General features: G+C 70.5%; 27 protein-coding genes and 1 tRNA gene. 16 read left to right on the plus strand and 12 right to left on the minus strand.

Going from position 1 to position 24,015, the window contains the following annotated elements:
- Position 1 precedes the first annotated feature (1 nt).
- From QM517_RS01590 to QM517_RS01610, 5 genes are all read left to right on the plus strand, one after another.
- Complete coding sequence (locus tag QM517_RS01590; protein WP_077051888.1) at positions 2–826, plus strand: ABC transporter ATP-binding protein; 825 nt, start codon at positions 2–4, stop codon at positions 824–826.
- A complete protein-coding gene (locus QM517_RS01595) occupies positions 823–1,503 on the plus strand; it encodes an ABC transporter permease (RefSeq protein ID WP_077051887.1) in 681 nt (226 codons plus the stop codon). Before QM517_RS01590 ends, QM517_RS01595 begins: the two co-directional genes overlap by 4 nt.
- On the plus strand, positions 1,500–2,261 hold the full coding sequence (locus tag QM517_RS01600) for an ABC transporter permease (protein ID WP_077051886.1): 762 nt from the start codon (positions 1,500–1,502) through the stop codon (positions 2,259–2,261). The genes QM517_RS01595 and QM517_RS01600 overlap by 4 nt, the downstream gene beginning before the upstream one ends.
- Before the next feature lie 35 nt (positions 2,262–2,296).
- On the plus strand, positions 2,297–3,211 hold the full coding sequence (locus QM517_RS01605; protein ID WP_077051885.1) for an ABC transporter substrate-binding protein: 915 nt from the start codon (positions 2,297–2,299) through the stop codon (positions 3,209–3,211).
- A gap of 195 nt (positions 3,212–3,406) precedes the next feature.
- Positions 3,407–5,197, plus strand: coding sequence for an ABC-F family ATP-binding cassette domain-containing protein (locus QM517_RS01610; protein ID WP_283284680.1), 1,791 nt, complete (start codon positions 3,407–3,409; stop codon positions 5,195–5,197).
- Positions 5,198–5,239: 42 nt separating this feature from the next.
- Here QM517_RS01610 and QM517_RS01615 read toward each other — a convergent pair whose 3' ends face one another.
- Both QM517_RS01615 and QM517_RS01620 read right to left on the minus strand, forming a co-directional pair.
- Positions 5,240–5,752, minus strand: coding sequence for a hypothetical protein (locus QM517_RS01615; RefSeq protein ID WP_278102073.1), 513 nt, complete (start codon positions 5,750–5,752; stop codon positions 5,240–5,242).
- Entirely contained in the window at positions 5,749–6,246 is a 498-nt protein-coding gene (locus QM517_RS01620) for a MarR family winged helix-turn-helix transcriptional regulator (RefSeq protein WP_077051882.1), read from the minus strand. The genes QM517_RS01615 and QM517_RS01620 overlap by 4 nt, the downstream gene beginning before the upstream one ends.
- A gap of 68 nt (positions 6,247–6,314) precedes the next feature.
- Here QM517_RS01620 and QM517_RS01625 point away from each other — a divergent pair.
- The 6 genes from QM517_RS01625 (at position 6,315) to QM517_RS01650 (ending at position 11,908) form a co-directional block, all read left to right on the plus strand.
- Positions 6,315–6,386 (plus strand) — tRNA-Gln (locus tag QM517_RS01625).
- 1 nt (position 6,387) lies between these two features.
- Positions 6,388–7,836, plus strand: coding sequence for a bifunctional UDP-N-acetylglucosamine diphosphorylase/glucosamine-1-phosphate N-acetyltransferase GlmU (glmU, locus tag QM517_RS01630; protein ID WP_283284685.1), 1,449 nt, complete (start codon positions 6,388–6,390; stop codon positions 7,834–7,836).
- Complete coding sequence (locus QM517_RS01635; RefSeq protein ID WP_076493865.1) at positions 7,826–8,860, plus strand: ribose-phosphate diphosphokinase; 1,035 nt, start codon at positions 7,826–7,828, stop codon at positions 8,858–8,860. The genes glmU and QM517_RS01635 overlap by 11 nt, the downstream gene beginning before the upstream one ends.
- 111 nt (positions 8,861–8,971) lie before the next feature.
- A complete protein-coding gene (locus tag QM517_RS01640; RefSeq protein ID WP_278102070.1) occupies positions 8,972–9,475 on the plus strand; it encodes a hypothetical protein in 504 nt (167 codons plus the stop codon).
- A 4-nt stretch (positions 9,476–9,479) separates the two neighbouring features.
- Positions 9,480–10,355, plus strand: a complete 876-nt coding sequence (locus QM517_RS01645) for an FAD:protein FMN transferase (protein ID WP_283284689.1) — start codon at positions 9,480–9,482, stop codon at positions 10,353–10,355.
- Positions 10,355–11,908: an FAD-dependent oxidoreductase gene (locus tag QM517_RS01650; RefSeq protein ID WP_283284691.1), complete on the plus strand. Its 1,554-nt coding sequence runs from the start codon at positions 10,355–10,357 to the stop codon at positions 11,906–11,908. Before QM517_RS01645 ends, QM517_RS01650 begins: the two co-directional genes overlap by 1 nt.
- 42 nt (positions 11,909–11,950) lie before the next feature.
- Here QM517_RS01650 and QM517_RS01655 read toward each other — a convergent pair whose 3' ends face one another.
- The 7 genes from QM517_RS01655 to QM517_RS01685 all read right to left on the minus strand — a co-directional run bounded on the left by QM517_RS01655 (position 11,951) and on the right by QM517_RS01685 (position 17,850).
- Positions 11,951–12,160 (minus strand): hypothetical protein, encoded by a 210-nt coding sequence (locus QM517_RS01655; RefSeq protein ID WP_283284692.1) that lies wholly within the window; start codon positions 12,158–12,160, stop codon positions 11,951–11,953.
- Between the two features lie 53 nt (positions 12,161–12,213).
- Positions 12,214–13,659 (minus strand): sensor histidine kinase, encoded by a 1,446-nt coding sequence (locus QM517_RS01660; RefSeq protein WP_303655349.1) that lies wholly within the window; start codon positions 13,657–13,659, stop codon positions 12,214–12,216.
- Positions 13,660–13,703: 44 nt separating this feature from the next.
- The gene (locus tag QM517_RS01665; protein WP_077051876.1) at positions 13,704–14,438 is read right to left on the minus strand and encodes a response regulator transcription factor; all 735 of its coding nucleotides are present in this window, start codon (positions 14,436–14,438) and stop codon (positions 13,704–13,706) included.
- A 22-nt stretch (positions 14,439–14,460) separates the two neighbouring features.
- Positions 14,461–14,889 (minus strand): VanZ family protein, encoded by a 429-nt coding sequence (locus tag QM517_RS01670; RefSeq protein WP_283284697.1) that lies wholly within the window; start codon positions 14,887–14,889, stop codon positions 14,461–14,463.
- 29 nt (positions 14,890–14,918) lie between these two features.
- Positions 14,919–16,523: an NADP-dependent phosphogluconate dehydrogenase gene (gndA, locus tag QM517_RS01675; RefSeq protein ID WP_077051875.1), complete on the minus strand. Its 1,605-nt coding sequence runs from the start codon at positions 16,521–16,523 to the stop codon at positions 14,919–14,921.
- A gap of 85 nt (positions 16,524–16,608) precedes the next feature.
- Positions 16,609–17,127 carry a gluconokinase gene (locus QM517_RS01680; protein WP_283284701.1) on the minus strand — a complete coding sequence of 173 codons (519 nt, stop codon included), beginning with the start codon at positions 17,125–17,127 and terminating at the stop codon, positions 16,609–16,611.
- Between the two features lie 27 nt (positions 17,128–17,154).
- The gene (locus QM517_RS01685; RefSeq protein ID WP_283284702.1) at positions 17,155–17,850 is read right to left on the minus strand and encodes a FadR/GntR family transcriptional regulator; all 696 of its coding nucleotides are present in this window, start codon (positions 17,848–17,850) and stop codon (positions 17,155–17,157) included.
- A gap of 139 nt (positions 17,851–17,989) precedes the next feature.
- Here QM517_RS01685 and QM517_RS01690 point away from each other — a divergent pair, with 139 nt between their 5' ends.
- Genes QM517_RS01690 through QM517_RS01700 form a run of 3 tightly spaced genes read left to right on the plus strand, consistent with a single transcriptional unit; the run spans position 17,990 to position 21,173 of the window.
- Positions 17,990–19,378: a GntP family permease gene (locus QM517_RS01690; protein ID WP_077051872.1), complete on the plus strand. Its 1,389-nt coding sequence runs from the start codon at positions 17,990–17,992 to the stop codon at positions 19,376–19,378.
- The gene (locus QM517_RS01695; RefSeq protein ID WP_077051871.1) at positions 19,375–20,154 is read left to right on the plus strand and encodes an SDR family oxidoreductase; all 780 of its coding nucleotides are present in this window, start codon (positions 19,375–19,377) and stop codon (positions 20,152–20,154) included. Before QM517_RS01690 ends, QM517_RS01695 begins: the two co-directional genes overlap by 4 nt.
- 17 nt (positions 20,155–20,171) lie before the next feature.
- Positions 20,172–21,173 carry a zinc-binding dehydrogenase gene (locus QM517_RS01700; RefSeq protein ID WP_283284706.1) on the plus strand — a complete coding sequence of 334 codons (1,002 nt, stop codon included), beginning with the start codon at positions 20,172–20,174 and terminating at the stop codon, positions 21,171–21,173.
- A 63-nt stretch (positions 21,174–21,236) separates the two neighbouring features.
- Here the strand turns inward: QM517_RS01700 and QM517_RS01705 are convergent, their stop codons facing one another.
- On the minus strand, positions 21,237–21,362 hold the full coding sequence (locus QM517_RS01705; RefSeq protein ID WP_272918310.1) for a hypothetical protein: 126 nt from the start codon (positions 21,360–21,362) through the stop codon (positions 21,237–21,239).
- A gap of 291 nt (positions 21,363–21,653) precedes the next feature.
- Here QM517_RS01705 and QM517_RS01710 point away from each other — a divergent pair, with 291 nt between their 5' ends.
- Together QM517_RS01710 and pth are read left to right on the plus strand one after the other, a co-directional pair.
- Positions 21,654–22,292 (plus strand): 50S ribosomal protein L25/general stress protein Ctc, encoded by a 639-nt coding sequence (locus QM517_RS01710; RefSeq protein WP_077051869.1) that lies wholly within the window; start codon positions 21,654–21,656, stop codon positions 22,290–22,292.
- A 105-nt stretch (positions 22,293–22,397) separates the two neighbouring features.
- Entirely contained in the window at positions 22,398–22,979 is a 582-nt protein-coding gene (pth, locus tag QM517_RS01715) for an aminoacyl-tRNA hydrolase (RefSeq protein ID WP_283284710.1), read from the plus strand.
- Between the two features lie 36 nt (positions 22,980–23,015).
- Here pth and QM517_RS01720 read toward each other — a convergent pair whose 3' ends face one another.
- Both QM517_RS01720 and QM517_RS01725 read right to left on the minus strand, forming a co-directional pair.
- The gene (locus QM517_RS01720) at positions 23,016–23,342 is read right to left on the minus strand and encodes a hypothetical protein (RefSeq protein WP_283284711.1); all 327 of its coding nucleotides are present in this window, start codon (positions 23,340–23,342) and stop codon (positions 23,016–23,018) included.
- Positions 23,343–23,602: 260 nt separating this feature from the next.
- Positions 23,603–23,944 carry a hypothetical protein gene (locus QM517_RS01725; RefSeq protein ID WP_283284713.1) on the minus strand — a complete coding sequence of 114 codons (342 nt, stop codon included), beginning with the start codon at positions 23,942–23,944 and terminating at the stop codon, positions 23,603–23,605.
- Between the last annotated feature and the right edge of the window lie 71 nt (positions 23,945–24,015).

Consider the following 24,015-nt stretch of genomic DNA (forward strand, 5'->3'; position numbering starts at 1 on the left):
CATGATCGAGTTCTCGAGCGTTTCGAAGGTCTTCCCCGACGGCACCCGCGCCGTCGACGACTTCAGTCTCGTCATCCCGTCCCGCAAGACGACCGTCTTCGTCGGATCGTCGGGGTGCGGCAAGACGACGCTGCTCCGCATGATCAACCGGATGGTGGAGCCCTCTGCGGGCACGATCACGATCGACGGCGACGACATCGCGTCGCGGCCGCCGGTGCAGCTCCGGCGCAGCATCGGCTACGTCATGCAGAACTCCGGCCTCCTCCCGCACTTCACGGTGGCCGACAACATCGCCACGGTGCCCGTGCTCCAGGGCGAGAACCGCAAGAAGGCCCGCACGCGCGCCCTCGAGCTCATGGAGACCGTCGGGCTCGACACGGCGATGGCCGACCGCTACCCGAGTCAGCTGTCCGGCGGTCAGCAGCAGCGCGTGGGCGTCGCCCGCGGCCTCGCCGCCGACCCGAACATCCTGCTCATGGACGAGCCGTTCGGCGCGGTCGACCCCATCGTGCGCGACGAACTCCAGCAGGAGCTCATCCGGCTGCAGAACGATATCGGCAAGACGATCGTGTTCGTGACGCACGACATCGACGAGGCCTTCCTGCTCGGCGACCAGGTGGTCCTGCTCGAGAAGGGCGCGCGCGTGGCCCAGGTGGGCGCGCCGAGCGAGATCATCGAGAACCCCGCGAGCGACTTCGTCGCGAGCTTCATCGGCGCGGTCAAGGGCAAGCGCGCCCTGAGACTGAAGACGACCGAGCGCGGCACGGTCGTCGTGGATGCCGAGGGACGCACGCAGGGTGCGCTCGTGGAGGAGCCGCGCGCGTGACCTGGGTCCTCAACAACCTCGGCCTGATCGGGGAGCTGACGGTGGCACACCTCCGCCAGAGCCTGATCGCGCTCGTGGTGGGGTTTGTCCTGAGCGTGCCGCTCGGGTGGGTCGCGTGGCGCTACCGGCTCGTGCGCAGCAGCGTCATCACCATCACCGGACTCCTGTACACGATCCCCTCGCTCGCCCTCCTGATCCTCATGCCCGTGATCACCGGGTGGTACTCGATCGTCAGTGAGACCAACCTCATCGTGGCGCTCGCGATCTACGCCGTCGCCATCCTGGTGCGCGCCGTCGCCGACGGCCTCGACTCGGTCGACGCCGGTGTCCGGCAGGCGTCCACCGCCCTGGGATACGGCTCGTTCCGCCGCTTCTGGGCGGTGGAATTCCCCCTCGCAGGTCCCGTGATCCTGGCGGGGCTCCGCGTCGCGTCGGCGAGCACGATCGCCCTGGCGACGGTCGGCATCCTCGTCGGCATCCAGAACATCGGGTACCTGTTCACCAACGGTCTGCAGAGACGGATCATCCCCGAGGTCTTCACGGGCGTGCTCGCGGTGGTCGTGATCGCCCTGGTGATCGACCTGCTCCTGATCATCGCGGGTCGCCTGCTCATGCCCTGGACCCGCGGCACCAAGACCGTCTCGCGCCAGGCGAACCGGACGTTGGTGAAGGCATGAACCTCATCAGCGAAGCGATCGCCTGGATCTTCTCCGGCAACCCCGGGACCGGTTTCGACTCCATCCCCGCCGCGATCGGCGTGCAGCTGCTCTACACGCTCGTCTCGATCGTCGTGGCCGGCGCCATCGCCATCCCGCTCGGGTGGTACATCGGTCACACGGGCCGGGGGCGCGAGACCGCGGTCGCGATCGCGGGCGCGGCGCGCGCGATCCCGTCCTTCGGGCTCCTCATCCTGCTGACCCTGCTTCTCGGCGTGCTGCACAAGCCCGAGGCTGCGGTGATCTCCTTCGTCGTCCTCGCCATCCCGTCGCTCCTCGCCGGGGCCTACACCGGCTTCGAGGCGATCGACCGCCGCGTGATCGACGCCGGACGCTCGATGGGCATGACCGAGGCGCAGATCCTCTGGCGGATCGAGGTGCCGCTCGGCCTGCCTCTCCTCGTCGGCGGCATCCGCGCCGCCACCCTCCAGGTCCTCGCGACGGTGACGATCGCGGCGTACATCGGTCTGGGCGGTCTCGGGCAGTACATCATCGCCGCGATCCCGCTCCGCCGGTTCGACATCCTGATCGGCGGCGCGATCCTCGTCGCGGTGCTCGCGCTCGTGATCGACGGTCTGTTCGCCCTCCTGCAGCACCTCGTCGTCCCGCGCGGCATCCGGGCAGCGGGCGCCGCCTCTCCGCGGACGCGATCGGCGCGCGAGCGTCGCGCCGAGGCGATCGCGGTCGGAGCCCCGGCCGCGCCGCCGAGCACCCCCTGACTCACCCGACTCCCCACCACCAGAAAGAGGAACCCATGTTCACAGCACGAACTCGCAAGGGTCTCGGCGTCTTCGCCGGACTCGCGGTCGCCTCGCTCGCCCTCGCCGGTTGCGGCGCCTCGAGCGATCCCCTGAGCAACAACGGCGGCGACGCCAGCGCCTCGTCCGCCGAGATCGTCGTCGGATCGCAGGCCTACTTCTCCAACGAGATCATCGCCGAGATCTACGCGCAGGCTCTCGAGAACTCGGGTCTGACGGTCAAGCGTCAGTTCCAGATCGGTCAGCGCGACGCGTACATCCCGCTGCTCGAGGACGGCACCGTCACCGTGTTCCCGGAGTACAGCGGCAACCTGCTGCAGTTCTTCGACGACGCGACCACCGCCCGGACCGCCGACGAGGTCTACGCGGCCCTGCCGTCGGCGCTGCCCGAAGGCCTCGAGGTCCTCGACCAGTCGACGGCCACCGACCAGGACTCGTACACGGTCACGAAGGCGTTCGCGGATGCCAACGGCCTGACCTCGATCGCCGACCTGTCCAAGGTCACGACCGGCCTCACCCTCGGCGGCAACGCCGAGCTCGCCGAGCGCCCGTACGGCCCGCAGGGCCTGAAGTCGACCTACGGTGTCGACGTGCAGTTCTCGCCCACCGGTGAGACCACCGTCGACGACCTCGTCGCCGGCACGATCCAGGTCGCGAACGTCTACACCGCCGACCCGCGCATCCAGACCGACAACCTCGTCACCCTGGAAGACCCGAAGGGCCTGTTCCTGGCCTCGAACGTCGTCCCGGTCGTGAACTCGAAGGTCGCCTCGCAGGTGTCCGACATCCTGAACAAGGTCTCCGCCGCCCTCACCCCCGAGGGTCTCGTGGAACTGAACGTGAAGTCGACCGTCGACCAGCAGTCCTCGGCCGACATCGCGAAGGCCTGGCTCGCCGACAACAACCTCTGAGCCGACGCCACACCAGCGGGGCCGTCCGGGATTCCGGGCGGCCCCGCTGTCCGTTCCGGTGGTCGGGCGCTCGCGCACGCCCGTCCCCGCGAGACCGCACGTGCCTGACGAACCGACTGCAGGCTGCGCGGGTTTCGTCGGCCGGATGCAGTCTCGCGGTTCGCCGCGCCCCAAGCCGCGTAGCCTAAGACGGATATGGCACATCTGCTCGGGGGCGAAGCCCTGCACCTGGAATACCCGACCAAGGTCGTGTTCGACTCCGTCTCGCTCGGCGTGAACGAGGGAGACCGCATCGGCATCGTCGGCCGTAACGGCGACGGCAAGTCGAGCCTGCTCGGCATGCTCGCCGGCATCCGCGAGCCCGACGGCGGACGCGTGACCGTGCGCGGGGGAGTGACGGTCGGCGTCCTCGACCAGCAGGACACCCTCGACGACGACGACACGATCGGGCACGCCGTGGTCGGCGACCGCGCCGAGCACGAGTGGGCCGGCGATGCGCGGACGCGCGACGTCATCGCGGGACTCCTCGGCGACCTCCCGTGGGACGCGCGCCTCGGCGACCTCTCCGGTGGTCAGCGTCGTCGCGTGGCGTTGGCGAAGCTGCTGTCGGGCGACTGGGACGTGCTGTTCCTCGATGAGCCGACCAACCACCTCGACGTCGAGGCCATCACCTGGCTCGCCGGTCACCTCAAGAAGCGCTGGGCGCCCAGCGCGGGGGGCCTGCTCGTCGTGACCCACGACCGGTGGTTCCTCGACGAGATCTGCACCGCGACGTGGGAGGTGCACGACCGCATCGTCGAGCCCTTCGAGGGCGGGTACGCGGCGTACATCCTGCAGCGGGTCGAGCGCGATCGCCAGGCGGCATCCATCGAACAGCGTCGTCAGAACCTCGCGCGCAAGGAGCTGGCGTGGCTTCGCCGCGGGGCGCCGGCGCGCACCTCGAAGCCGAAGTTCCGCATCGACGCGGCGAACGAGCTCATCGCCGATGTGCCCGAGATCCGCGACAAGGTCGCCCTGCAGTCGCTCGCGGTCGCGCGCCTGGGCAAGGACGTGGTCGATCTGCTGGACGCGGGGGTGTCCTACGGCGACAAGACGGTGCTGAAAGACATCGAGTGGCGCATCGCGCCCGGTGAGCGCACCGGCATCCTGGGCGTGAACGGGGCCGGCAAGTCCACCCTGCTGAGTCTGGTCACCGGCACCCTCGAGCCCACCGCGGGCCGCGTGAAGCGCGGCAAGACCGTCAAGGTCGCGACCCTCACCCAGCGTCTCGACGAGCTCGAGCAGCACCTGAACGACCCCGTGCGGGTGGTGATCGCGGGGCTCCGCACGACGTACAGCTTCGGCGCGGGCTCCAAGGCGCAAGAGCTGACCCCCGGCCAGCTGCTCGAGCGTCTCGGGTTCTCCAGTGCCCAGCTCTCCACGCCGGTGAAGGACCTCTCCGGCGGGCAGAAGCGGCGCCTTCAGCTGCTGCTCATCCTGCTCGATCAGCCGAACGTCCTGATCCTCGACGAGCCCACGAACGACCTCGACACCGACATGCTGGCGGCGATGGAAGACCTGCTGGACTCGTGGTCGGGCACCCTCATCGTCGTCTCGCACGACCGCTACTTCCTCGAGCGCGTCACCGATCAGCAGTACGCGATCCTCGATGCGCGCCTGCGCCACCTCCCGGGCGGGGTCGACGAATATCTGCGCCTGCGGGCGATCCAGGATGCCGAGCCGCAACGGTCCACGGCGACCGCGGCCGCGGCATCCGCGGGTCTCCAGGGGGCCGACCTCCGTGCCGCGCAGAAGGAGGTCTCGGCCGCCGAGCGCAAGATCGAGAAGCTGCAGCAGCAGATCGACCGGGCCAAGGCGGCCCTCGCGGACCACGATCAGGCCGACTACGTGGGGCTCGGCAGAGAGATGGAGCGCATCTCGCAGTGGGAGTCCGAGCGCGACGAACTGGAACTGCGCTGGTTCGAACTCACCGAGGCCATCGGCTGAATCGGCGCCCCGATCGCCTCGGCGTTCGCGGCGTGCGCCGCGTCAGTGGACCGCGACCTCCAGGATCACGATCACGATGCCGAGGAACGACGTCGCGAGCGCGCCCATGATGCGCCCGAACACGCGGTAGCCGCGGCGCCGGAACGCGTGGTACCCGAGGATCGCGAGGACCACGAACATCGCCGTGATGCAGTTGTCGACGGCGTCCAAGACGGTCTGACCCGTGGCGATGCCGAACGCCAGGGCGAGGATCGACGGCACCGAGGCGTAGAGCATCCCCGCGGCATGGCGGACGGCGTTGCGCGTCGACGCGCGGAAGCCGTGGTCGCCGTGGTCGGTCAACGTGTGGGCGAACACGTGGGCGATGAAGAAGACGATCAGGGTCGAGGTCGAGTTCAGCAGCACCTCGGCCACGTCGTGCGCCTCGTCGTCGGCGAGGGTCACGAACGTCGTGAACACGATCAGCCCGTAGATCGCCGAGGGGGAGCGGAACCGCACGTCCAGCCACGCCTTCACCCGCTGCCACGGCGTCGGCCCGGCCACGGTGGCGCTCACGCGTCGAACCCCAGACTGAGTTTGCGTAGGAGCGTCGCGAGCCGGTCGCGGTCTCCGCGGGAGAGCCCCTCGAGCAGTAGTGCCTCGGCGTCGACGAGGCGGGTGATCGCGGCATCCACGCGCACGCGACCGTCGTCGGTGAGGGTCACCAGGATGCTCCGTCCGTCGCCGGGGTCGGCTTCGCGTCGGACGAACCGGCGGGCGACGAGCCGGTCGATGCGGTTGGTCATCGTGCCGCTGGAGACGAGCGTCTGCTGCAGCAGCTGCTTGGGGCTGAGCTGGTAGGGCTCGCCCGCACGGCGGAGGGCCGAGAGCACGTCCCACTCCCACGACTCGATGTCGCTGCGACGGAACGCCTCTTTGCGCGCGATGTCGAGGTGCCGCGAGAGACGGGCGACGCGCGAGAGCACCTCGAGCGGCGAGAAGTCGAGGTCGGGTCGCTGCCGCACCCACGCTTCGACGATGCGATCGACTTCGTCGCTGTCCCGGCTCACCCGTTCATTATGTCGAGAACGCCCCGCGGTCGCCGTCTGGCAGACTTGACCGGTGCCTGCGGGCACGGTCCGCCGTGGTGTAACGGCAGCACGACAGCCTTTGGAGCTGTTAGGTCCAGGTTCGAATCCTGGCGGCGGAGCATGACCTCATCGACCGAGCTCGCCGTCGTCGTCCTCGCCGCGGGCCAAGGCACCCGCATGCGATCGCGCACCCCGAAGATCCTTCACGCCGTCGGTGGTCGCCCGCTCGTCGGTCACGTGCTCGACACCGCGGCATCCCTGGATCCCGCCCGCATCGTGGTGGTCGTCCGGCACGAACGCGACCGCGTCGCGGAGACCGTCGCCGAGCTGGCGCCGGGCGTGGTCATCGTCGACCAGGACGAGATCCCCGGCACCGGTCGTGCCGTCGAGGCCGCCCTCGGCGCGCTCGAGGACTTCGCCGGTGACGTGCTGGTCCTCAGCGGCGACGTCCCGCTGCTCCAGACGCACACGCTCGCCGACCTCGTCGAGACGCACCGCTCCGGAGGATCGGCGGTCACCCTCCTCACCGCTCACGTGGACGACCCGCAGGGGTACGGCCGGGTCATCCGCGACGACGCCCGCGGCGTGCGCCGGATCGTGGAGCAGAAGGATGCCACGGCCGACGAGGCCGCGGTCACGGAGATCAACGTCGGCGTCTACGTCTTCCGCGCGGCTCCGCTGCGCGACCAGCTCGCGCGGGTCGGGACGGCGAACGCCCAGGGCGAGAAGTACCTCACCGACGTGATCGCCCTGCTGCGCGATGCGGAACTGGGCGTCGCGGCATCCATCACTCCCGACGCGTCCGCCGCTCTCGGGGTGAACGACCGCATCCAGCTGTCGGAGGCGGGGCGCACGCTCAACGCTCGTACCGTCCGGCACTGGCAGCGCGAGGGCGTCACGGTCGTCGACCCCGCCACCACGTGGATCGACGTCACCGCGGTGCTCGCGCCGGATGTGACGCTCCTTCCGAACACGCACGTCCGCGGGGCCACGGTGATCGCCGCGGGCGCGACGATCGGGCCGGACACGAGCCTGGTGGACTGCGAGGTCGGCGAGGACGTCACGATCACGCGGACCGACGCGACCCTCGCCGTCGTCGAAGCCGGCGCGACGGTCGGCCCGTTCGCGTACCTCCGACCCAACGCCCGCGTCGGCGTGAACGGCAAGGTCGGCACGTTCGTCGAGGTGAAGAACTCCTCCATCGGCGAGGGCAGCAAGGTGCCGCACCTGTCGTACATCGGCGACACCGAGATCGGGCGCAACGTCAATCTCGGCGCCGGAGCGATCACCGCCAACTACGACGACATCGCCAAGCACCGCACCGTCATCGGCGACGAGGTGCACAGCGGCTCGCACAACGTCTTCGTCGCGCCCGTTACGATTGGGGATGGCGCCAAGACCGGTGCCGGTGCAGTGATCCGCAAGGACGTCCCCGCCGGTGCCCTGGCACTCAGCGTTGCCCCCCAGCGGAACATCGAGGGGTGGGTCGAGAAGAATCGACCGGGCACCGGAGCGGCCGACGTGGCCGTGCGGGCCCGGGGTGAACAGGAAGCGCGCGATGGCTCGTAAGAAGAACCGTGTAGATCTCGACCGCGACAACGGCATCGCCCCCGGGCTCGTCGCCAAGACCAAGAAGCGGCTCGTCGTCGCCTCGGGTCGCTCGCACCCCGAGCTCGCGCACGAGGTCGCCCGTCACCTCGGCACCGAGCTCGCGCCGACCGAGCACCGGACCTTCGCCTCGGGCGAGATCTACACGCGCTTCGAGGTCTCGATCCGCGGCTGCGACGTGTTCGTCGTGCAGTCGTTCGGCCCGCCGGTCAACGAGTGGCTCATGGAGCTGCTGATCATGCTGGACGCCCTCAAGCGCGCCTCGGCGAAGCGCATCACGGTCGTGGCGCCGTACTACCCGTACTCGCGTCAGGACAAGAAGGGCCGAGGCCGCGAGCCGATCAGCGCCCGCCTCATCGCCGACCTGCTGAAGACCGCCGGCGCCGACCGCATCATGAGCGTCGATCTGCACGCCGCGCAGATCCAGGGCTTCTTCGACGGCCCCGTCGACCACCTCTTCGCCAAGCCCGTCCTGCTCGAGCACTTCGAACAGGGCCTCACGGGCGAGGACCGCGAGACCCTCACGGTCGTCTCACCCGACATGGGTCGGGTGCGCGTCGCCGACACGTGGTCCGACAGCCTGGGCGCCCCCCTCGCCATCATCCACAAGCGTCGTGACCCGAAGGTCGCCAACCAGGTCTCGGTGCACGAGATCGTCGGTGACGTGAAGGGCCGCACGTGCCTCCTCGTCGACGACATGATCGACACCGGCGGCACGATCCAGAAGGCCGCGCAGGCGCTCAAGGCGAGCGGTGCGCGCAAGGTCATCGTCGCCGCGACCCACGCGATCTTCAGCGATCCCGCGACCGAGCGTCTGCAGGACCCCGCGATCGACGAGGTCGTCGTGACCGACACCGTCCCGCTGCCCCCCGAGCGTCGGTTCGACCGCCTCACGGTCCTGCCGATCGCGCCGCTGCTCGCGCGCGCGATCCACGAGGTCTTCGAGGACGGTTCCGTCACCAGCATGTTCGGCGGCGACGCCTGACATTCATGGCGCACTCATAGGTTCGGTGAGGTCTGAACCAGGTCCGTTTCGAGATCGTGTGTTCATCGTGAGCACGACCGCTCCGCGAGGCACGACCGAAAGAGGACCCTCATGATCCGAACGACCGCCGTCCCCCGCCCCGTCCGCATCGGCACCGCCCTCCTGGGCGTGGCCGGAGTGGTCACCCTCGCCGGATGCTCCGGCGGCAACGCCGACGCGGCCGCGCCCGCGGAATCGTCGTCCGCTCCCGCGGCGTCCTCGACGCCGAGCGCGAGCGCCACGGCCGACGCGTCCTCCAGCGCGGCGGCGTCCAGCACCGTCTACACCGACGGCACGTACGAGGCCACGGGCCAGTACGCCACCCCCGAGAGCGTCGAGACGGTCGACGTGACCCTCACGATCGCGGGCGACACGGTGACCGATGTCACGGTGACCGGTGACCCGCAGGCGGCGGAATCCCGCCGCTACCAGAGCGAGTTCATCGGGGGCATCAAGGACGAGGTGGTCGGCAAGAACGTCGACGAGATCTCCGTCAGCAAGGTCGCGGGGTCCTCGCTCACCAGCGGCGGCTTCATGACGGCCCTCGAGACGATCAAGTCCGAGGCGAAGGCCTGATCTCGTGACCTCGGCGACCGCGACCGGTGCGGTGTGGACGTTCGACGCGATCGGCACCGCCTGGGCGATCGAGACGGCGGAGCCGTTGCCCGAGGCCACGCGCGCCGCGGTCGCCGACGTCGTCGACGGGTTCGACCGCGAGTGGTCGCGTTTCCGCGGCGACTCGCTGGTGTCCTCGCTCGCGGAGGGACGCGTGGCATCCATCGACGCGCCTCGCGACACGGATGCCATGCTGGCGCTCTACGACGAACTCGACGTCGCGACGCGCGGGGCGGTGAACCCGCTCGTCGGCGACGCCCTGGCCCGGCTCGGGTACGACGCGCGCCTGACGCTCGCGCCGTGGGGGACGCCGGAGCCCGCGCCGGTCTGGCGCGCGGTCGTGGCGTGGGGGAGCGGCCTCCTCTCGCTGTCCCGCCCCGCCACGCTGGACGTGGGCGCGCTCGGCAAGGGGCGACTGGTGGACCGCGTGCTCGAGGTCGTCCGCACCGATGTCGACGGCGACGTGATCGTCGACGGTTCGGGAGACCTCGCCGTGAGCGGAGCGCCCGTCCGCATCGGACTCGAGCACCCGTACGACCCCACCCGCGCGATCGGCATCGTGGAGGTCCGCGATGCGGCGCTCTGCGCCTCGGCCATCACGCGCCGCGCGTGGGGCGACGGGCTCCACCACGTCCTCGACGCCCGCACGGGAGCGCCCGTCCAGGCGTATGCGGCCACCTGGGCGGTCGCCGACACCGCGATGCGCGCGGACGCCCTGGCGACGGCCCTGTTCTTCGACGGCGGTCCCGAGCTCGCGGCCGCCTGGAACGCACCCTGGGTGCGGATGCGCACCGACGGCCGCGTCGAGTGGTCGCCCGGATTCGAGGGAGAGATCTTCTGATGAGTGCGACCCTGACCGCCGGTTCGACCCGGGTCCTCGGCGTCCTCGGCCGCGTCTCGATGTACCGGCTCGTGCTGGCGTCGCTGGGCCTCCTGACGCTCATCGCCCTCGCCCTGGCGTTCGCGGGACTCGTGGTCCCCGACCCGCTCGAGATTCTCGTGAGCGCCGTGGTGCTCGCCCTCGCGTGCGGCCTCACCGACCTCGTCGCGCAGAGCGTGCTCCGGATGCCACGGCGCCTGGAATCCTCGCTCATCACGGCCGCGATCCTGCTGTTCGTCGTACGCCCGACCGTGGAGCCGCTGGGCCTCGCCGGGCTCGTGCTCGCCGGGGTCGCGGCATCCCTGTCGAAGTACGTGCTCGCGTGGCGCGGGCGGCACATCTTCAACCCGGCGGCGACGGGCGCGACCGTGCTCACGATCGTGGGCATCTGGGCGCCCGACCTCGGCGCGTCGGCGTGGTGGGTGGGGTCGCCCTGGCTCGCAGGTCCCGTGCTGGTGCTGGGGATCCTGCTCCTGGCGCGCACCGAGCGCTTCGCGATCGTGGCGGTGTTCTGGCTGGTGGCGGCCGTGGTGGCCTTCGTCCGCACGACCGTGCAGTTCCAGGCGGCGGGCTTCCCCCTCGACGTTCCCGCGGTGCTCGTGCAGGTCGCGTTCTCGTCGCCGTTCCTGTTCCTCGGCGCGTTCATGCTGTCCGAGCCGCTGACCCTGCCTCCCCGTCGCCGGCAGCAGTTCGTCGTCGCCGTCGTCGTCGGCGTGCTCGCGGGCTGGCCGATCGCGCTCGGAGGGATCACCCTCGGCCAGGAGCGCGCCCTGCTCATGGGCAATCTCGTGGCGTTCCTGTTCTGCCTGCGCGCCGCCGTGCGACTCCGGCTCGAGGCGCGACGCGACCTCACCCCGACCGTGCGCGAGCTGACGTTCCGGGCCGCGCGGTCGTTCACCTTCTCGCCCGGGCAGTATCTCGAGCTCGACGTGCCGCACCGCCGTCCCGACGCCCGCGGCACGCGGAGGGAGTTCTCGATCGCCTCGGCCCCCGAGGACCTGCCGACCGTGCGCATCGCCTTCAAGGACGGCTCGCAGTCGTCGTACAAGCGAGCCCTCGCCGACGTGCCCGTCGGCGGCACGCTCGCCGTGACGGGCGTGTGGGGCGACTTCGTGCTTCCGTCGCGTCCGACGTCCCCGGTGCTCCTGGTCGCGGCCGGCATCGGCGTGACGCCGTTCGTCTCGCAGCTGCGTCACCTCACGGCGACCGGTCAGACCCGCGACGTCGTGCTCGTGTACGTCGTCTCCGAAGCGAGCGAGCTCGCGTTCCGCGACGACATCGCGACCGCCGGCATCCCCGTGGTCGTGTTCTCCCGCGACGAGCCGCGCGATCTCCCCGCCGGGTGGGTGTGGGCCGGTCCCGACCGGGTGGATGCCGACGCGCTCCTGCGCGCGGTGCCCGACATCGCGCAGCGCACGGCGTACGTGTCCGGACCGCCGCGGCTGATCGCGTCGCTCGCCCCCGCGCTGTCGCGCGCGACCTCGCTCATCACGGACGCCTTCGCGGGCTACTGACGAAGGCCGGCGTCCGGTTCCCGCGAATCGCCGTCCGGGCGATCAGCCCGAGAGCCCCCACAGCGCGTAGCCGATCATGACGACACCCGCCAGCGCACCGAACGCGCCGATGAGGGCGACCGGGAAGGGGCCCCGGAGTCGCGGAGCGCGGTCGGCGGAACCCCTCGTGAACCACCGCGCCTCCGTTCTCGTCGCGGCTGCGTACACCGGTCGGCGATACCCCACGATCGCCACTCCGGCGACGAGGACCATGATCCCGACGATCAGACCGGGCAGGGCGGATGCGGGCGCTCTCTGCGCCCGCGTCACACCGGGTCGGCGGGCTTGGCCGGGAGTCGCATCTCGAACGTCGTGTCGCCCGGTGTGCTCTGCACCGTGAGCGTGCCGTCGTGGGCCTCCACGATCGCCTTCGCGATCGAGAGCCCGAGGCCCGTGCCGCCGGTCTTGCGATCGCGCGACCGGTCGGCGCGGGAGAACCGCGCGAACAGCTGCGGGGCCACGGACGGATCGATTCCGGGACCGTCGTCGTGCACGCGGAGCACGGCGTCCTCGCCCTCACGGGTCACCGAGACCGTGACCTCCGTCCCGGCGGGCGTGTGCGTGCGGGCGTTGGCGAGCAGATTGGCCACGACCTGGTTCAGGCGCGCCGCGTCACCGGCGAGTTCCACCGGCTCGTCGTCGACCTCGAGCGACCACGCGTGATCTGGGCCGGCGGGGCGGGCGTCGCCGACCGCCTCGACCGCGAGACGCGTGAGGTCGACGGTGCCGTAGACGAGTTCCTGTCCCTCGTCCAGGCGTGCCAGAAGCAACAGGTCCTCGACGAGCGTGGTCATCCGCAGCGACTGCGCCTGGATGCGCTCGAGCGACTGCTCGGTCGTTTCCACGGCCATCGCGATGCGCTGGCGGCTCTCGTCGTCCTGCGACTGGCGGATGGCGCGCAGCGACAGCTCGGAGAACCCCCGGATGGATGCCAGGGGCGTCCGCAGCTCGTGGCTGGCATCCGCGACGAATCGACGCATGAGTTCCTCGTTCCGCTGGCGGGCGGCGAGCGAGGCATCGACCCGGTCCAGCAGCGAGTTCAGCGCCAGACCGACCTGTCCGATCTCGCTGTGCTCGTCCACCTGCTCCTCGGGCACGCGTTCGTCGATCGAGACGTCGCCCTGGTCCATCCGGATGGAGGCCACCCGGGTCGCCGTCTCGGCGACGGAGCGCAACGGCCGGAGGCCCACGCGGATGACGACCGCGATGATCGCGGAGAGCAGCAGCAGACCGCCCGCCGTCACCAGGGCGACGGTGGTGAGGATGGTGCCGATCGTCGCGGTGATCTGGCTGAGGGGGAGTCCGAGCACCGCGACGGTCCCGAACTGGTTTCCTCGCACGCCGATGCGGTAGTCCCCGAGTCCCGGCAGATCGACGGTGTCGGAGGAGGAGGCCCCGGTCGTGACGGCATTCGCGACGGCGTCGCGGATCTCACTCACCTGCTCGTCGTCGAGCGCCTTCACCGACCGTCCGTCGACGTAGGCGCCGGTGTCGCCCGTGCTGGCGCTGCGCAGCACGAGCACGGTGCCGTCGGGGAACGGGCCCGCGGCGAGGACGTCGCTCGCGGTGCTCGTCGGTCCGACCGCGACGTTGTTGCCGGCGGCCGCGACCTGCGCCGTGAGGTTCGTCTGCAGGACGCCCGTGATGATCGCGCTCGTGGACACCGCGATCATCACCAGGATGAACGCCACCATGCCGATCACCGCGACCATCAGGCGCGACTGCAGCGTCCAGCGGTGGCGCGCCTTCTGTCGGGTCACTGAGGCGCTTTGATCATGTAGCCGACGCCCCGGACCGTGTGGATGAGCGGTTCGTGGCCCGCGTCGATCTTCTTGCGGAGGTACGAGATGTACAGCTCGACGACGCTCGAGCGCCCGCCGAAGTCGTAGTTCCAGACGCGGTCCAGGATCTGCGCCTTCGACACGACGCGGCGCTGGTTGCGCATGAGGAAGCGCAGCAGCTCGAACTCGGTGGCGGTCAGCTCGATCTCGGTGCCCGCGCGGACCACTTCGTGGCTGTCCTCGTTCAGCGACAGGTCGCCCACCCGCAGGATCGGCTCGGAGTCGCGCGTGGACGCGGTGCCGGCACGGCGCATGAGGCCGCGCAGCCGCGCCACGACCTCCTCGAGGCTGAAGGGCTTCGTGACGTAGTCGTCGCCCCCCGCCGTGAGCCCCGCGACCCGGTCGGCGACGGCGTCCTTCGCGGTGAGGAAGAGCACCGGAACGTCGTTGCCCGAGTGGCGCAGCCGCTGCAGCACGGCCATCCCGTCGAGATCGGGCATCATGATGTCGAGCACCATGGCATCCGGTTCGAAATCGCGGGCGGACTGCAGGGCGTCGAAGCCGGAGCCCGCGGTGCGGACCTCCCAGCCCTCCATGCGGAGGGCCATCGACAGCAGGTCAGTGAGCATCTGCTCGTCGTCGACGACGAGGACGCGGAGGGCGCTGCCGTCCGGGCGGGTGAAGGCGGGAGCAGGGGCCGTTGCGGTCATGGCTCTCATTGTGCGCCGGTATCTATGAGCTTTCTATGGCGTCGGCTATGCGCTCGCTGTGAAGACGGACAGCGCGCGCCACGAGCAGTCCCACGGCGACTCCGAGGGCCGTGCCGAGGGTGTTCGCCAGAAGGTCGCGCGCGTCGGCGACGCGCGTCGGCAGGAACAGCGCCTGGCTCGTCTCGATCACCGCGCTCGTGGCCAGACCGCTCAGGATGCCGACCCACCAGGCCCCGCCCCAGAGGATCGCGAGCACCCCGAACGGGACGAACATCACGACGTTGGCGGCGAACTCGACGACGCCGAAGGTGACCCACGCCGTCGCCGGCGAGGAGGCGAGGAGTCCGAGGAACGCGCGGAGCACTCCCGCGGTGCCGTCGTCGTACGGCGTGGGGCGCAGCGTCATCCACCAGAGCCCGAAGGCGTACAGCGCCGAGGCGGCGACGAGCAACGCCCGCCGCCGCCTCGTGAGCGCTGTCGTCAGTGCGTGTCCTCTGCCTCGATCTCGGTGCGGTCGCCGGACCAGAGGGTGTGGAACGTGCCCTCCTTGTCGATGCGGCGGTAGGTGTGCGCACCGAAGAAGTCGCGCTGACCCTGGATGAGGGCGGCGGGCAGACGCTCGGCGCGCAGGCCGTCGTAGTAGGCCAGCGACGAGCTGAACGCGGGAGCCGGGATGCCGGCGGCCGCCGCCAGCGACACGATGTTGCGCCACGGCGTCTGAGCGCGGCCGAGGGCCTCGACGAAGTACGGCGCCGTGAGCAGCACGGGCAGTCCGGGCTCGGCGTCGTAGGCCTCGGCGATGCGGTTGAGGAACTGCGCGCGGATGATGCAGCCGCCGCGCCAGATCTTCGACACCGCGCCGAGGTCGATGTTCCAGTCGTACTGGGCTGCGCCGGCGCGGATCTCGTCGAAGCCCTGGCTGTAGGCGACGATCTTCGAGGCGTACAGCGCCAGGCGCACCTGCTCGATGAAGGTGTCGGCATCCTCGCCCTCGAGGAAGACGACGCCCTCCGAGATGTCGGGGCCCGGGAGGTCGCCCGAGACCTCGCGCTGCTCGGGGTGGCTCGACAGCGACCGCGCGAACGTGGCCTCCGCGATGCCCGAGACGGGCACGCCCAGGTCGAGGGCGGTCTGCACGGTCCAGGCGCCGGTGCCCTTGGCGCCGGCCTGGTCGAGGATGACGTCGACGAGGGGCTTGCCCGTGTCGGCGTCGGTCTGACGCAGCACCTCGGCGGTGATCTCGATGAGGTACGACTCCAGCTCGCCGCGGTTCCACTCGGCGAAGACGTCGGCGATCTCGGCGGGGGTCTTGCCCGTGGCGCGACGGATGAGGTCGTACGCCTCGGCGATGAGCTGCATGTCGGCGTACTCGATGCCGTTGTGCACCATCTTGACGAAGTGGCCGGCGCCGTCGTGGCCGACGTGCGTGACGCAGGGCTCGCCCTCGGCGATCGCGGCGATGGACTTCAGGATCGGGCCGAGCGTGGCCCAGGCCTCGTCGGAGCCGCCGGGCATGATCGAGGGACCGCGCAGTGCGCCCTCTTCGCCGCCCGAGACGCCCATGCCGACGAAGTTGATTCCCGTCTCGCGGACGGCCTTCTCGCGGCGGATGGTGTCGGTGAACAGGGCGTTGCCGCCGTCGACGATGATGTCGCCCGGCTCGAAGACCTTCACCAGCTCGTCGATGACGAAGTCGGTGGGGCGGCCGGCCTTGACCATGATGATCGCGGTGCGGGGCTTCGACAGCGACGCGGCGAAGTCCTCGTACGAGAAGGAGGCGACGAAGTTCGCCTCGGGGTGCTGGGCGAGCACGTGCTCGGTCTTGTCGTGGCTGCGGTTGAAGATCGCGACGGTGTTGCCCTCGCGGCTGGCGAGGTTGCGCGCCAGGTTCGAGCCCATGACCGCGAGGCCCACGACGCCGATGTTGGCGCGGCCGTCGCCGTCGCCCTGCGGGCGGGAGTCGGCCTCGGCGGTGGGACGCTCCACCTCTTCGATGCCGGGCGCACCCTCGTGCACCTGGGCGGCCTGATGAGGGGCCTGATCCTGGTCGGTCGAAGGTCCGGTCGGGGGAGTGGTCGACGTCATGCGTTGCTCCGTATTCAGGTGCGAGGGGGTGGGCGGGCTCACACGGGCCGCCTCCGCCACTTTATCGGCTCGGCCCGCGGGTGTTTCAGGACGGGCTGTGCGTGAGCCGGAGGCGGTCGATGACCTCCTGCACCTGCTCGCCCGGCGTCAGGTCGAGGTCGATCTGGATCGCCTGCTCGTCGGCATCCGGGATCTCCAGGGTCTCGAACTGCGAGGTGAGCAGGGCGGGCGGCATGAAGTGGCCCTGGCGGCGCAGGAGACGGTCGAGCACGAGCTTCGGGTCGCCCATGAGCAGCACGAAGGTCACGCCGTCGCGGCGCAGCACGTCCCGGTAGCTGCGCTTGAGAGCCGAGCACGTGATGACGCCGGGGCGCCCCGCGGCGACCTCGCCGTCGATCCACGCGGCGACGCGGTCGAGCCACGGCCAGCGGTCGTCGTCGTTCAGCGCGTGCCCGGCTGCCATCTTCGCGACGTTGACCGCGGGGTGCAGGTCGTCGCCCTCCTGGAAGTCCCACCCGAGGCGGCCGGCGAGCATCCCGGCGACGGTGGACTTGCCGGTGCCGGCAGGGCCCATGAAGACGAGGATCGGGGCGGTGGCGGTCATGGCTTCTCTCTTCGTCGGGGGAAGGGGTCAGATGGAGCGACGGACTTCGGTGAGCACGGCGGCGACGTAGAGCCGCGTGTGCTCCTCGGCGGCGTCGGCGTCGGCCCGGCTGATCGCGGCGGCGGTGGCGACGTGGTTGTCGAGCGCGTCGGGATTCGGGATGCCGGGGGTCAGCCCGTGCATCGCGCGTCCCTCGATCGCGGCGGCGATGGGGGCGCGTGCGGCGGCGAGCATGAGGTTGCCGCTGGACACGAGGATGAGGTCGTGGAAGGCGATGTCGGCCGCGAGGTACTCGGGCGAGTTGCCGAGGCCGGCGGCGCCGAGGCGCTCGAGCTCCTCGGCGAGGCGGAGGATCTCCCCGCGCTGCAGGTCGGTCGCGCGGCGAGCGCTCAGTCGTGCGGCCACCGGTTCGATCGCGGCGCGGAGTTCGGTGGTGTTCGCGATGAGCTGGTCGCGGCGCTTGCCCGCGAGCTGCCAGCCGATGAGCCGCGTGTCCAGGGCGCTCCAGTCCGCGGCGGGACGCACGGTGATGCCGACCCGGCGTCGCTGCTCGAGCATGCCCATCGCCTCCAGCACGCGCACGGCCTCGCGCACGACGGTGCGGGAGACGCCGTACTCGGCCTCGAGGGCGGCGAGGGTGAGGACGTGGCCCGGGGGGAGCTCCCCGTCGACGATGCGCATGCCGAGGGCATCGACCAGTGATCCGTGCGACGCGCGGGCCATGACCCCTCCTTAGGTCTTTGGTACGACCTTATCCTGTCAAAGATACGATCTTTGTGTGAAGATGCCCTCACTCACCCGTAGGTGCGGGACGAATCACAGCTTGCCCGATGCCGCGCCACCCTGAATCAACGGAGATCTCTTGGACGACTGGACCCAGACACTCGGCACGGCGCCACTACTCGCCATCGCCGCGGGCGCGATCGCGCTCATCCTCGTGCTCATCATCTGGCTGAAGGTGCACGCCTTCCTGGCCCTCATCATCGTGTCGCTGGCCACCGCGTTCGCCGCCGGCATCCCCGTCTCGGCCATCGTCACCACCTTGACCGGGGGATTCGGGGGCACGCTCGGGACGGTCGCGCTGCTCGTGGCGCTCGGAGCGATGCTCGGACGTCTGATCGAACACTCCGGCGGGGCGCAGTCGCTCGCCGAGACGTTCGTCCGCATCTTCGGCGAGAAGCGGGCGCCCTTCGCGCTCGGCATCGTCTCGCTCATCCTCGGGTTCCCGATGTTCTTCGACGCCGGGCTCGTCATGATGCTGCCGATCATCTTCGCCATCGCGCGTCGCGTCTCGGGCAACAACGTGCTGCTGTTCGGTCTGCCCGCCGCCGCCGCCTTCTCGGTCATGCACGTCTTCCTGCCGCCGCACCCGGGTCCGGTCACCGCGAGCGGCCTCTACGGCGCCAACCTCGGACTTGTCCTCATCGTCGGCCTCATCATCGCCTTCCCGATCTGGTACCTCTCGGGTTACCTGTGGGGGAAGTTCATCGCACGCCGCATCGTCCTGCCCGTCCCCGCGCTCTTCGGAGACGTGGATGCCGACCAGCCGGCGAACCCGCCGAAGCCCGCCACGGTCATCGCGGTCCTGCTCCTGCCGATGCTCCTCATCTTCCTGAACACCGGGCTGACGACGCTCTCCGCCGCCGGCGTGGTCGACAAGAACAACACCCTCGTGCAGGTGCTCGTCCTGCTCGGCAACTCGCCCGTCGCCCTGCTCATCACCGTGCTCGTGGCCACCGTCGTGTTCGGCTTCCGTCGCGGCGAGAACGGCACCGCGCTCGAGAAGGTCGTGGACTCGGCGCTCGGACCCGTGGCATCCGTCATCCTCATCACCGGCGCCGGTGGAATGTTCGGTGCCGTCCTGCGCGCCTCGGGCATCGGTGACGCGCTCTCCGACAGCCTCAGCGACCTGGGACTGCCGGTCATCGTCGCGGCGTACATCATCGCCGTGATCCTCCGTCTCGCGCAGGGCTCCGCCACCGTCGCCCTCGTCACCGCGGCAGGTCTCGCCGCGCCCGCCGTCCTGGCGGGGAACTTCTCGCCCCTGCAGGTCGTCGCGATCACCCTCGCCACCGCGGCGGGATCGGTGTTCGCCGGTCACGTCAACGACTCCGGCTTCTGGCTGGTGGGCCGCCTCATGGGCATGGACGTCAAGACCACGCTGAAGACGTGGACCGTGCAGCAGGCCATCGAGTCGGTGCTCGGCTTCCTCGCGGCGCTCGCCGTGTTCGGCATCGGAGCGCTCCTGTGACCGGTTCGCCCGCCGACCTGTTCGACGTCTCCGACCGTCTCGCCCTCGTCACGGGGTCGTCGCGGGGCCTCGGCCGTGCGCTGGCCCTGACCCTGGCCCGCCGCGGGGCGCGTGTCGTCGTGCACGGTCGCGACGCGGCCGCGGTCGAGCAGACCCGCGCCGAAGCCGAGGAGCTGTCCGGTCGTCCCGCGCACGCGGTGACGTTCGACGTGACCGACGCCGTGGCGGTCGAGGGTGCGATCGCCGCTCTGCTGCGAGACGTCGGCGTGCCCGACATCCTCGTCAACAACGCGGGCGTGCAGCGCCGGGCGCCGATCCACGAGTTCGCGGTCGCCGACTGGGACGACATCGTCGCGGCCAACCTCTCCGGAGTGTTCTACGTCTCGCGATTCGTCACCCCGGCGATGGTCGCCCGCGGTTCCGGCAAGGTCGTCAACGTCGCCTCGGTGCAGTCGCGGCTCGCGCGACAGACCATCGCGCCCTACTCCGCGACGAAGGGCGGCGTCGCTCAGCTGACCGCCGGTATGGCCGCCGACCTCGCACGCTTCGGCATCCAGGTGAACGCGCTGTCTCCGGGGTACTTCGCGACCGAGATGAACCGCGACCTGGTCGACGACCCGGAGTTCACCGCGTGGCTCACTCAGCGCACCCCGGCCCGCCGGTGGGGCGACTTCGCCGAACTCGACGGGGCGCTGCTGTTCCTCGCCTCCGACGCGTCGAGCTTCGTCTCGGGGCAGAACATCTTCGTCGACGGCGGCATGACCGCCGTCGTCTGACCGCGGAGAGGAAGACCATGAGAACTCTGCTGATCGAGAAGGCCCTGTCCGCCGCGGTGCGCGATGTCGCCGTGCCCGAACCCGGGGAGGGCCAGGTCCGCCTGCGCGTGGAGTACGTCGGCATCTGCGGATCCGACCTGCACTACTACTACGAGGGCGCCAACGGTGCTTTCGTCGTGCGCGAACCGCTCGTGCCGGGCCATGAGCTGTCGGGCTGGGTCGACCTCGACCCCTCCGGCGTCCTCGCCGCGGGCACGGCCGTGACCGTGCACCCGGCACGCTTCGGCACGCCGCGCGAGGGCATCGAGCACGCGCCGCACCTGTGGCCCGGGGGATCGTATCTCGGCAGTGCCTCGACCTGGCCGCACACCCAGGGCGCGGCATCCGAGTACCTGATCGTCGAGGCCGACATGGTGCGGGTGCTCCCCGACGACCTCCCGGTGCGCCGCGCGGTGCTGGCGGAGCCCCTGGCGGTCGCCCTCCACGCCCTCGGCAAGGCGGGCGACGTGGCCGGACTCGACGTGCTCGTCACCGGCTCGGGTCCGATCGGACTCATGGCCGTGGCCGCGGCCGTGGCGGCGGGCGCACGGGTCACCGCGACCGACGTGCTCTCCGGCCCGCTCGAACGCGCCACGGCGCTGGGGGCGTCGGCGACGATCGACGTCTCCGCCGAAGCTGTCGAGCCGAACTCTTTCGCGGTGGTCCTGGAGTGCTCGGGTGTGCCCGTGTCGATCTCGACCGCGCTGAAGTCGGTCCGCCCCGGCGGCACCGTCGTCCAGGTCGGCATGCTGCCGGACGACCCGCGGCCGGTGAACCTCGCCCCCTTCATCTCGAAGGAGGTGCGCTACCTCGGGGCGTTCCGCTTCCTCGACGAGATCGACCGCGCCGTGGAGCTGCTCGCGCGCACTCCCGGGATCGAGGCGGCGCTCACGCACGAGTTCGCGGTGACGGATGCCGACGAGGCCTTCGCGACGGCACGCGACTCGCAGCGCTCGGGCAAGGTCGTGTTCGCCCTCTGACGCACCACGACGCCCCGGTGACCGCTCGATAAAGCGGTGGCCGGGGCGTTCTGGTGCGGCGGGTCAGTGCTTCTTGTAGTTGGCGTTGCGCCCCATGGAGAAGAGCGCGCCGATCGCGGCGACGCCACCGATCGCGGTCACCGCTCCGATCGTCCAGAGCACGACGTGAGAGAAGAAGCCGCTGTCCATGATGTTCCTCCGGTCGGGGTGAAAGTCTCTTGTGATCCTACCGGGGCGGTCGGGGGAGCCCCGGTGTCCGGGTCGAAATGCGGGGCGGGTCGCTGGTAGACTTCCCGGGAACTTCGGCGAGGGATGCGTCCTCGTGCGCCCGGCGGGCGCTCACGCATCCGTGATCGACGCGGTGATGCAAGGCTTCCGGCTTTCCTCACGCGCTCGCGTTCGAGTCGAATCCAGACCACATACGCGCGGACACACCGTCCGCTCCCAAGCTGCGGGACCCGTGCCCGCGAGGAGAAGAACATGTCGGAAGACAACAAGGTCGTCGCCGAGGTGCGCGAGAACTTCGGCAAGGGCTACGCCCGCCGTCTGCGCGCCGCCGGCCAGATCCCCGCGGTCATCTACGGTCACGGCACCGAGCCCCAGCACGTCGCGCTGCCCGGCCACCAGGTGTCGCTGCTCATCCGTCGCGCCAACGCGCTGCTCGACCTCGACATCAACGGGAAGAGCCAGCTCACCCTCGTCAAGGACGTCCAGAAGGACCCGGTGCGCCAGATCATCGAGCACATCGACCTCATCGTCGTGAAGAAGGGCGAGAAGGTCTCGGTCGACGTCCCCATCCTCGTCACCGGCGAGCCCTTCCCCGGCACGATCGCCAACCTCGACAACACCACCGTGTCGCTCGAGGTCGAGGCCACCCACATCCCGCAGAACATCGAGGTCTCGGTCGAGGGCCTCGAGGACGGCACGCAGATCACCGCGGCCGACCTGGTCCTGCCCGCCGGTGCGACGCTCGTCACCGAGCCCGAGACGCTCATCATCGGCGTCTCGGTCCCGCTGGACACCCTCGCCGCCGACGAGGAGATCGCCGAGGCCGACGCCGAGGTCGCCGAGGAGCAGTCCGAGGAGTCCGAGGCGGCTTCCGAGGGCGACGAGAACTGATCTCAGCGGGCCGTCGTTCGGTCCGCGATCGACGAGGGGGCGTGTCTCACGCCCCCTCGTTTTTTCATGTCAGGGTCCGTGGGCGGATCCGGAAGGATGGATGCCATGGCGGACACGTGGCTCATCGTCGGGCTCGGGAATCCCGGGCCGCGATACGAGGCGACGCGGCACAACGTCGGGCAGATGGTGATCGACGAACTCGCCGCCCGACGGCGCGAGTCGTTTCGCGCGCATAAGGCAGGCGCGCGCGTCGTCGAGACGTGGCTGCGTCCGGGGGGCGCGAAGCTCGTGCTGGCCAAGCCGAACAGTTTCATGAACGTGTCGGGCGGGCCGGTCTCGGGCCTGGCGCGCTTCTACGCCGTCGATCCCGAGCGCGTCGTCGTCGTGCACGACGAGCTCGACATCCCGTTCGACACGATCAAGCTCAAGGTCGGCGGCGGGCACGGGGGGCACAACGGCGTCCGTGATGTGGCGAAGGCGCTCGCGACGCCCGAATTCCCGCGCGTGCGCGTCGGTATCGGTCGCCCCGTGGGCCGGCAGGACCCGGCGGACTGGGTGCTCGATCCCTTCGGCGCGAAGGAGCGCGAGACGCTGCCCATCCTGGTGTCGGACGCTGCGGATGCCGTGGAGCTGCTCGTCGAGGACGGGCTCGTCACGGCCCAGCAGCGATTCCACGCGCCGCGCTGACCCCGTGGCGCGGCGCACTGACCCTGAGGCGCGGCGTCATCGTCGGCGCCTTCCCGCTGCGCGGGTCAGCGTGACGCATCCGAAGATCGCGGCGGCGACGCCGCTCAGGCACGCCCCGAGGCAGCTGTAGTCGCCCACCGCGACCAGAAGGGGGTCAGGATCGCGGCGCAGGATCCCGGCGACGGCGAACAGCATCAGGCTGATCGTTCCGAACGCCAGGAAGGGGACGAGTCTCGACGGTCTCGTGTGCGGGACGGCGCCCGTGGCGTCGGGGTCGTGCGGCGGCACGAGCGCGGCGGTGTGGGCGGACGCGGGCCGGGGTGCGGGGCGGGCGGGGGGATCCGCGCGGGGGAGCTCGGGCATGGGGTTTCCTCGGGTGGTCCGGCCGGACCGTCCGGCTCCCGCGAGGCTAGGAGGCGGCGGGGAGCGCTCGCTCAGCAGGAGCGCAAATCTGTGGACAAGTCCTTCGGATCGCCGCCTGTGGAGGAGGGGTGCCCTGACGCGATGCCGGTCCCGACGCGCGGAGACCGCCCGCCGGGACGACGAAAGAGCCCCGGCCGTCCGGCCGAGGCTCTTTCTCGAAGTGCGGGGATCCCGCGCCGACGCGACGGAACCCGCTGCGGTCAGGACGCGTACGGCGCCGCGCCGATCCCGGCTCCGACGACGAAGAACACGAACACGATTCCGCCTCCGACGACGGACAGCACGATCGCGGCGATGCCCCAGCCGCGTCCCCGGTTCTTCACTCCGGCGATGATGCCCTGGATCAGGCCCCACAGGGCGAACGCACCCCACACCAGGAACGCCGCGACGGAGAGCGCCCCGGCGGCCAGGGCGATCTGGTTCGCGGACGCGGGCAGCGCCCCGCTCTCGACGTTGCCGTTGCTGTCGATGGCACCGGCGAACTGCGCCAGGCTCCCGCTCTGGATACCGCCGAAGAAGGCGAGGATCGACCCGATGACCACGGCCAGCAGAGATGCGACGAACGCGATGAGCCGAGGCGGTTCGATCCCTGGGAGCGGGTGGGGGATGCCGG

The organism is Microbacterium sp. IEGM 1404 (assembly GCF_030056775.1).
In the GTDB taxonomy this organism is placed as follows: Bacteria; Actinomycetota; Actinomycetes; order Actinomycetales; family Microbacteriaceae; genus Microbacterium.

Coding starts and splice junctions, on each gene's coding strand:
- gndA (WP_077051875.1), bottom strand. CDS start 16,523: ATGACGTCGACCACTCCCCCGACCGGACCTTCGACCGACCAGGATCAG.
- QM517_RS01700 (WP_283284706.1), top strand. CDS start 20,172: ATGAGAACTCTGCTGATCGAGAAGGCCCTGTCCGCCGCGGTGCGCGAT.
- QM517_RS01655 (WP_283284692.1), bottom strand. CDS start 12,160: ATGGTCCTCGTCGCCGGAGTGGCGATCGTGGGGTATCGCCGACCGGTG.
- glmU (WP_283284685.1), top strand. CDS start 6,388: ATGACCTCATCGACCGAGCTCGCCGTCGTCGTCCTCGCCGCGGGCCAA.
- QM517_RS01640 (WP_278102070.1), top strand. CDS start 8,972: ATGATCCGAACGACCGCCGTCCCCCGCCCCGTCCGCATCGGCACCGCC.
- QM517_RS01660 (WP_303655349.1), bottom strand. CDS start 13,659: ATGGTCGCGGTGATCGGCATGGTGGCGTTCATCCTGGTGATGATCGCG.
- QM517_RS01600 (WP_077051886.1), top strand. CDS start 1,500: ATGAACCTCATCAGCGAAGCGATCGCCTGGATCTTCTCCGGCAACCCC.
- QM517_RS01635 (WP_076493865.1), top strand. CDS start 7,826: ATGGCTCGTAAGAAGAACCGTGTAGATCTCGACCGCGACAACGGCATC.
- QM517_RS01605 (WP_077051885.1), top strand. CDS start 2,297: ATGTTCACAGCACGAACTCGCAAGGGTCTCGGCGTCTTCGCCGGACTC.
- QM517_RS01590 (WP_077051888.1), top strand. CDS start 2: ATGATCGAGTTCTCGAGCGTTTCGAAGGTCTTCCCCGACGGCACCCGC.
- QM517_RS01610 (WP_283284680.1), top strand. CDS start 3,407: ATGGCACATCTGCTCGGGGGCGAAGCCCTGCACCTGGAATACCCGACC.
- pth (WP_283284710.1), top strand. CDS start 22,398: ATGGCGGACACGTGGCTCATCGTCGGGCTCGGGAATCCCGGGCCGCGA.
- QM517_RS01680 (WP_283284701.1), bottom strand. CDS start 17,127: ATGACCGCCACCGCCCCGATCCTCGTCTTCATGGGCCCTGCCGGCACC.
- QM517_RS01720 (WP_283284711.1), bottom strand. CDS start 23,342: ATGCCCGAGCTCCCCCGCGCGGATCCCCCCGCCCGCCCCGCACCCCGG.
- QM517_RS01710 (WP_077051869.1), top strand. CDS start 21,654: ATGTCGGAAGACAACAAGGTCGTCGCCGAGGTGCGCGAGAACTTCGGC.
- QM517_RS01685 (WP_283284702.1), bottom strand. CDS start 17,850: ATGGCCCGCGCGTCGCACGGATCACTGGTCGATGCCCTCGGCATGCGC.
- QM517_RS01665 (WP_077051876.1), bottom strand. CDS start 14,438: ATGACCGCAACGGCCCCTGCTCCCGCCTTCACCCGCCCGGACGGCAGC.
- QM517_RS01650 (WP_283284691.1), top strand. CDS start 10,355: ATGAGTGCGACCCTGACCGCCGGTTCGACCCGGGTCCTCGGCGTCCTC.
- QM517_RS01705 (WP_272918310.1), bottom strand. CDS start 21,362: ATGGACAGCGGCTTCTTCTCTCACGTCGTGCTCTGGACGATCGGAGCG.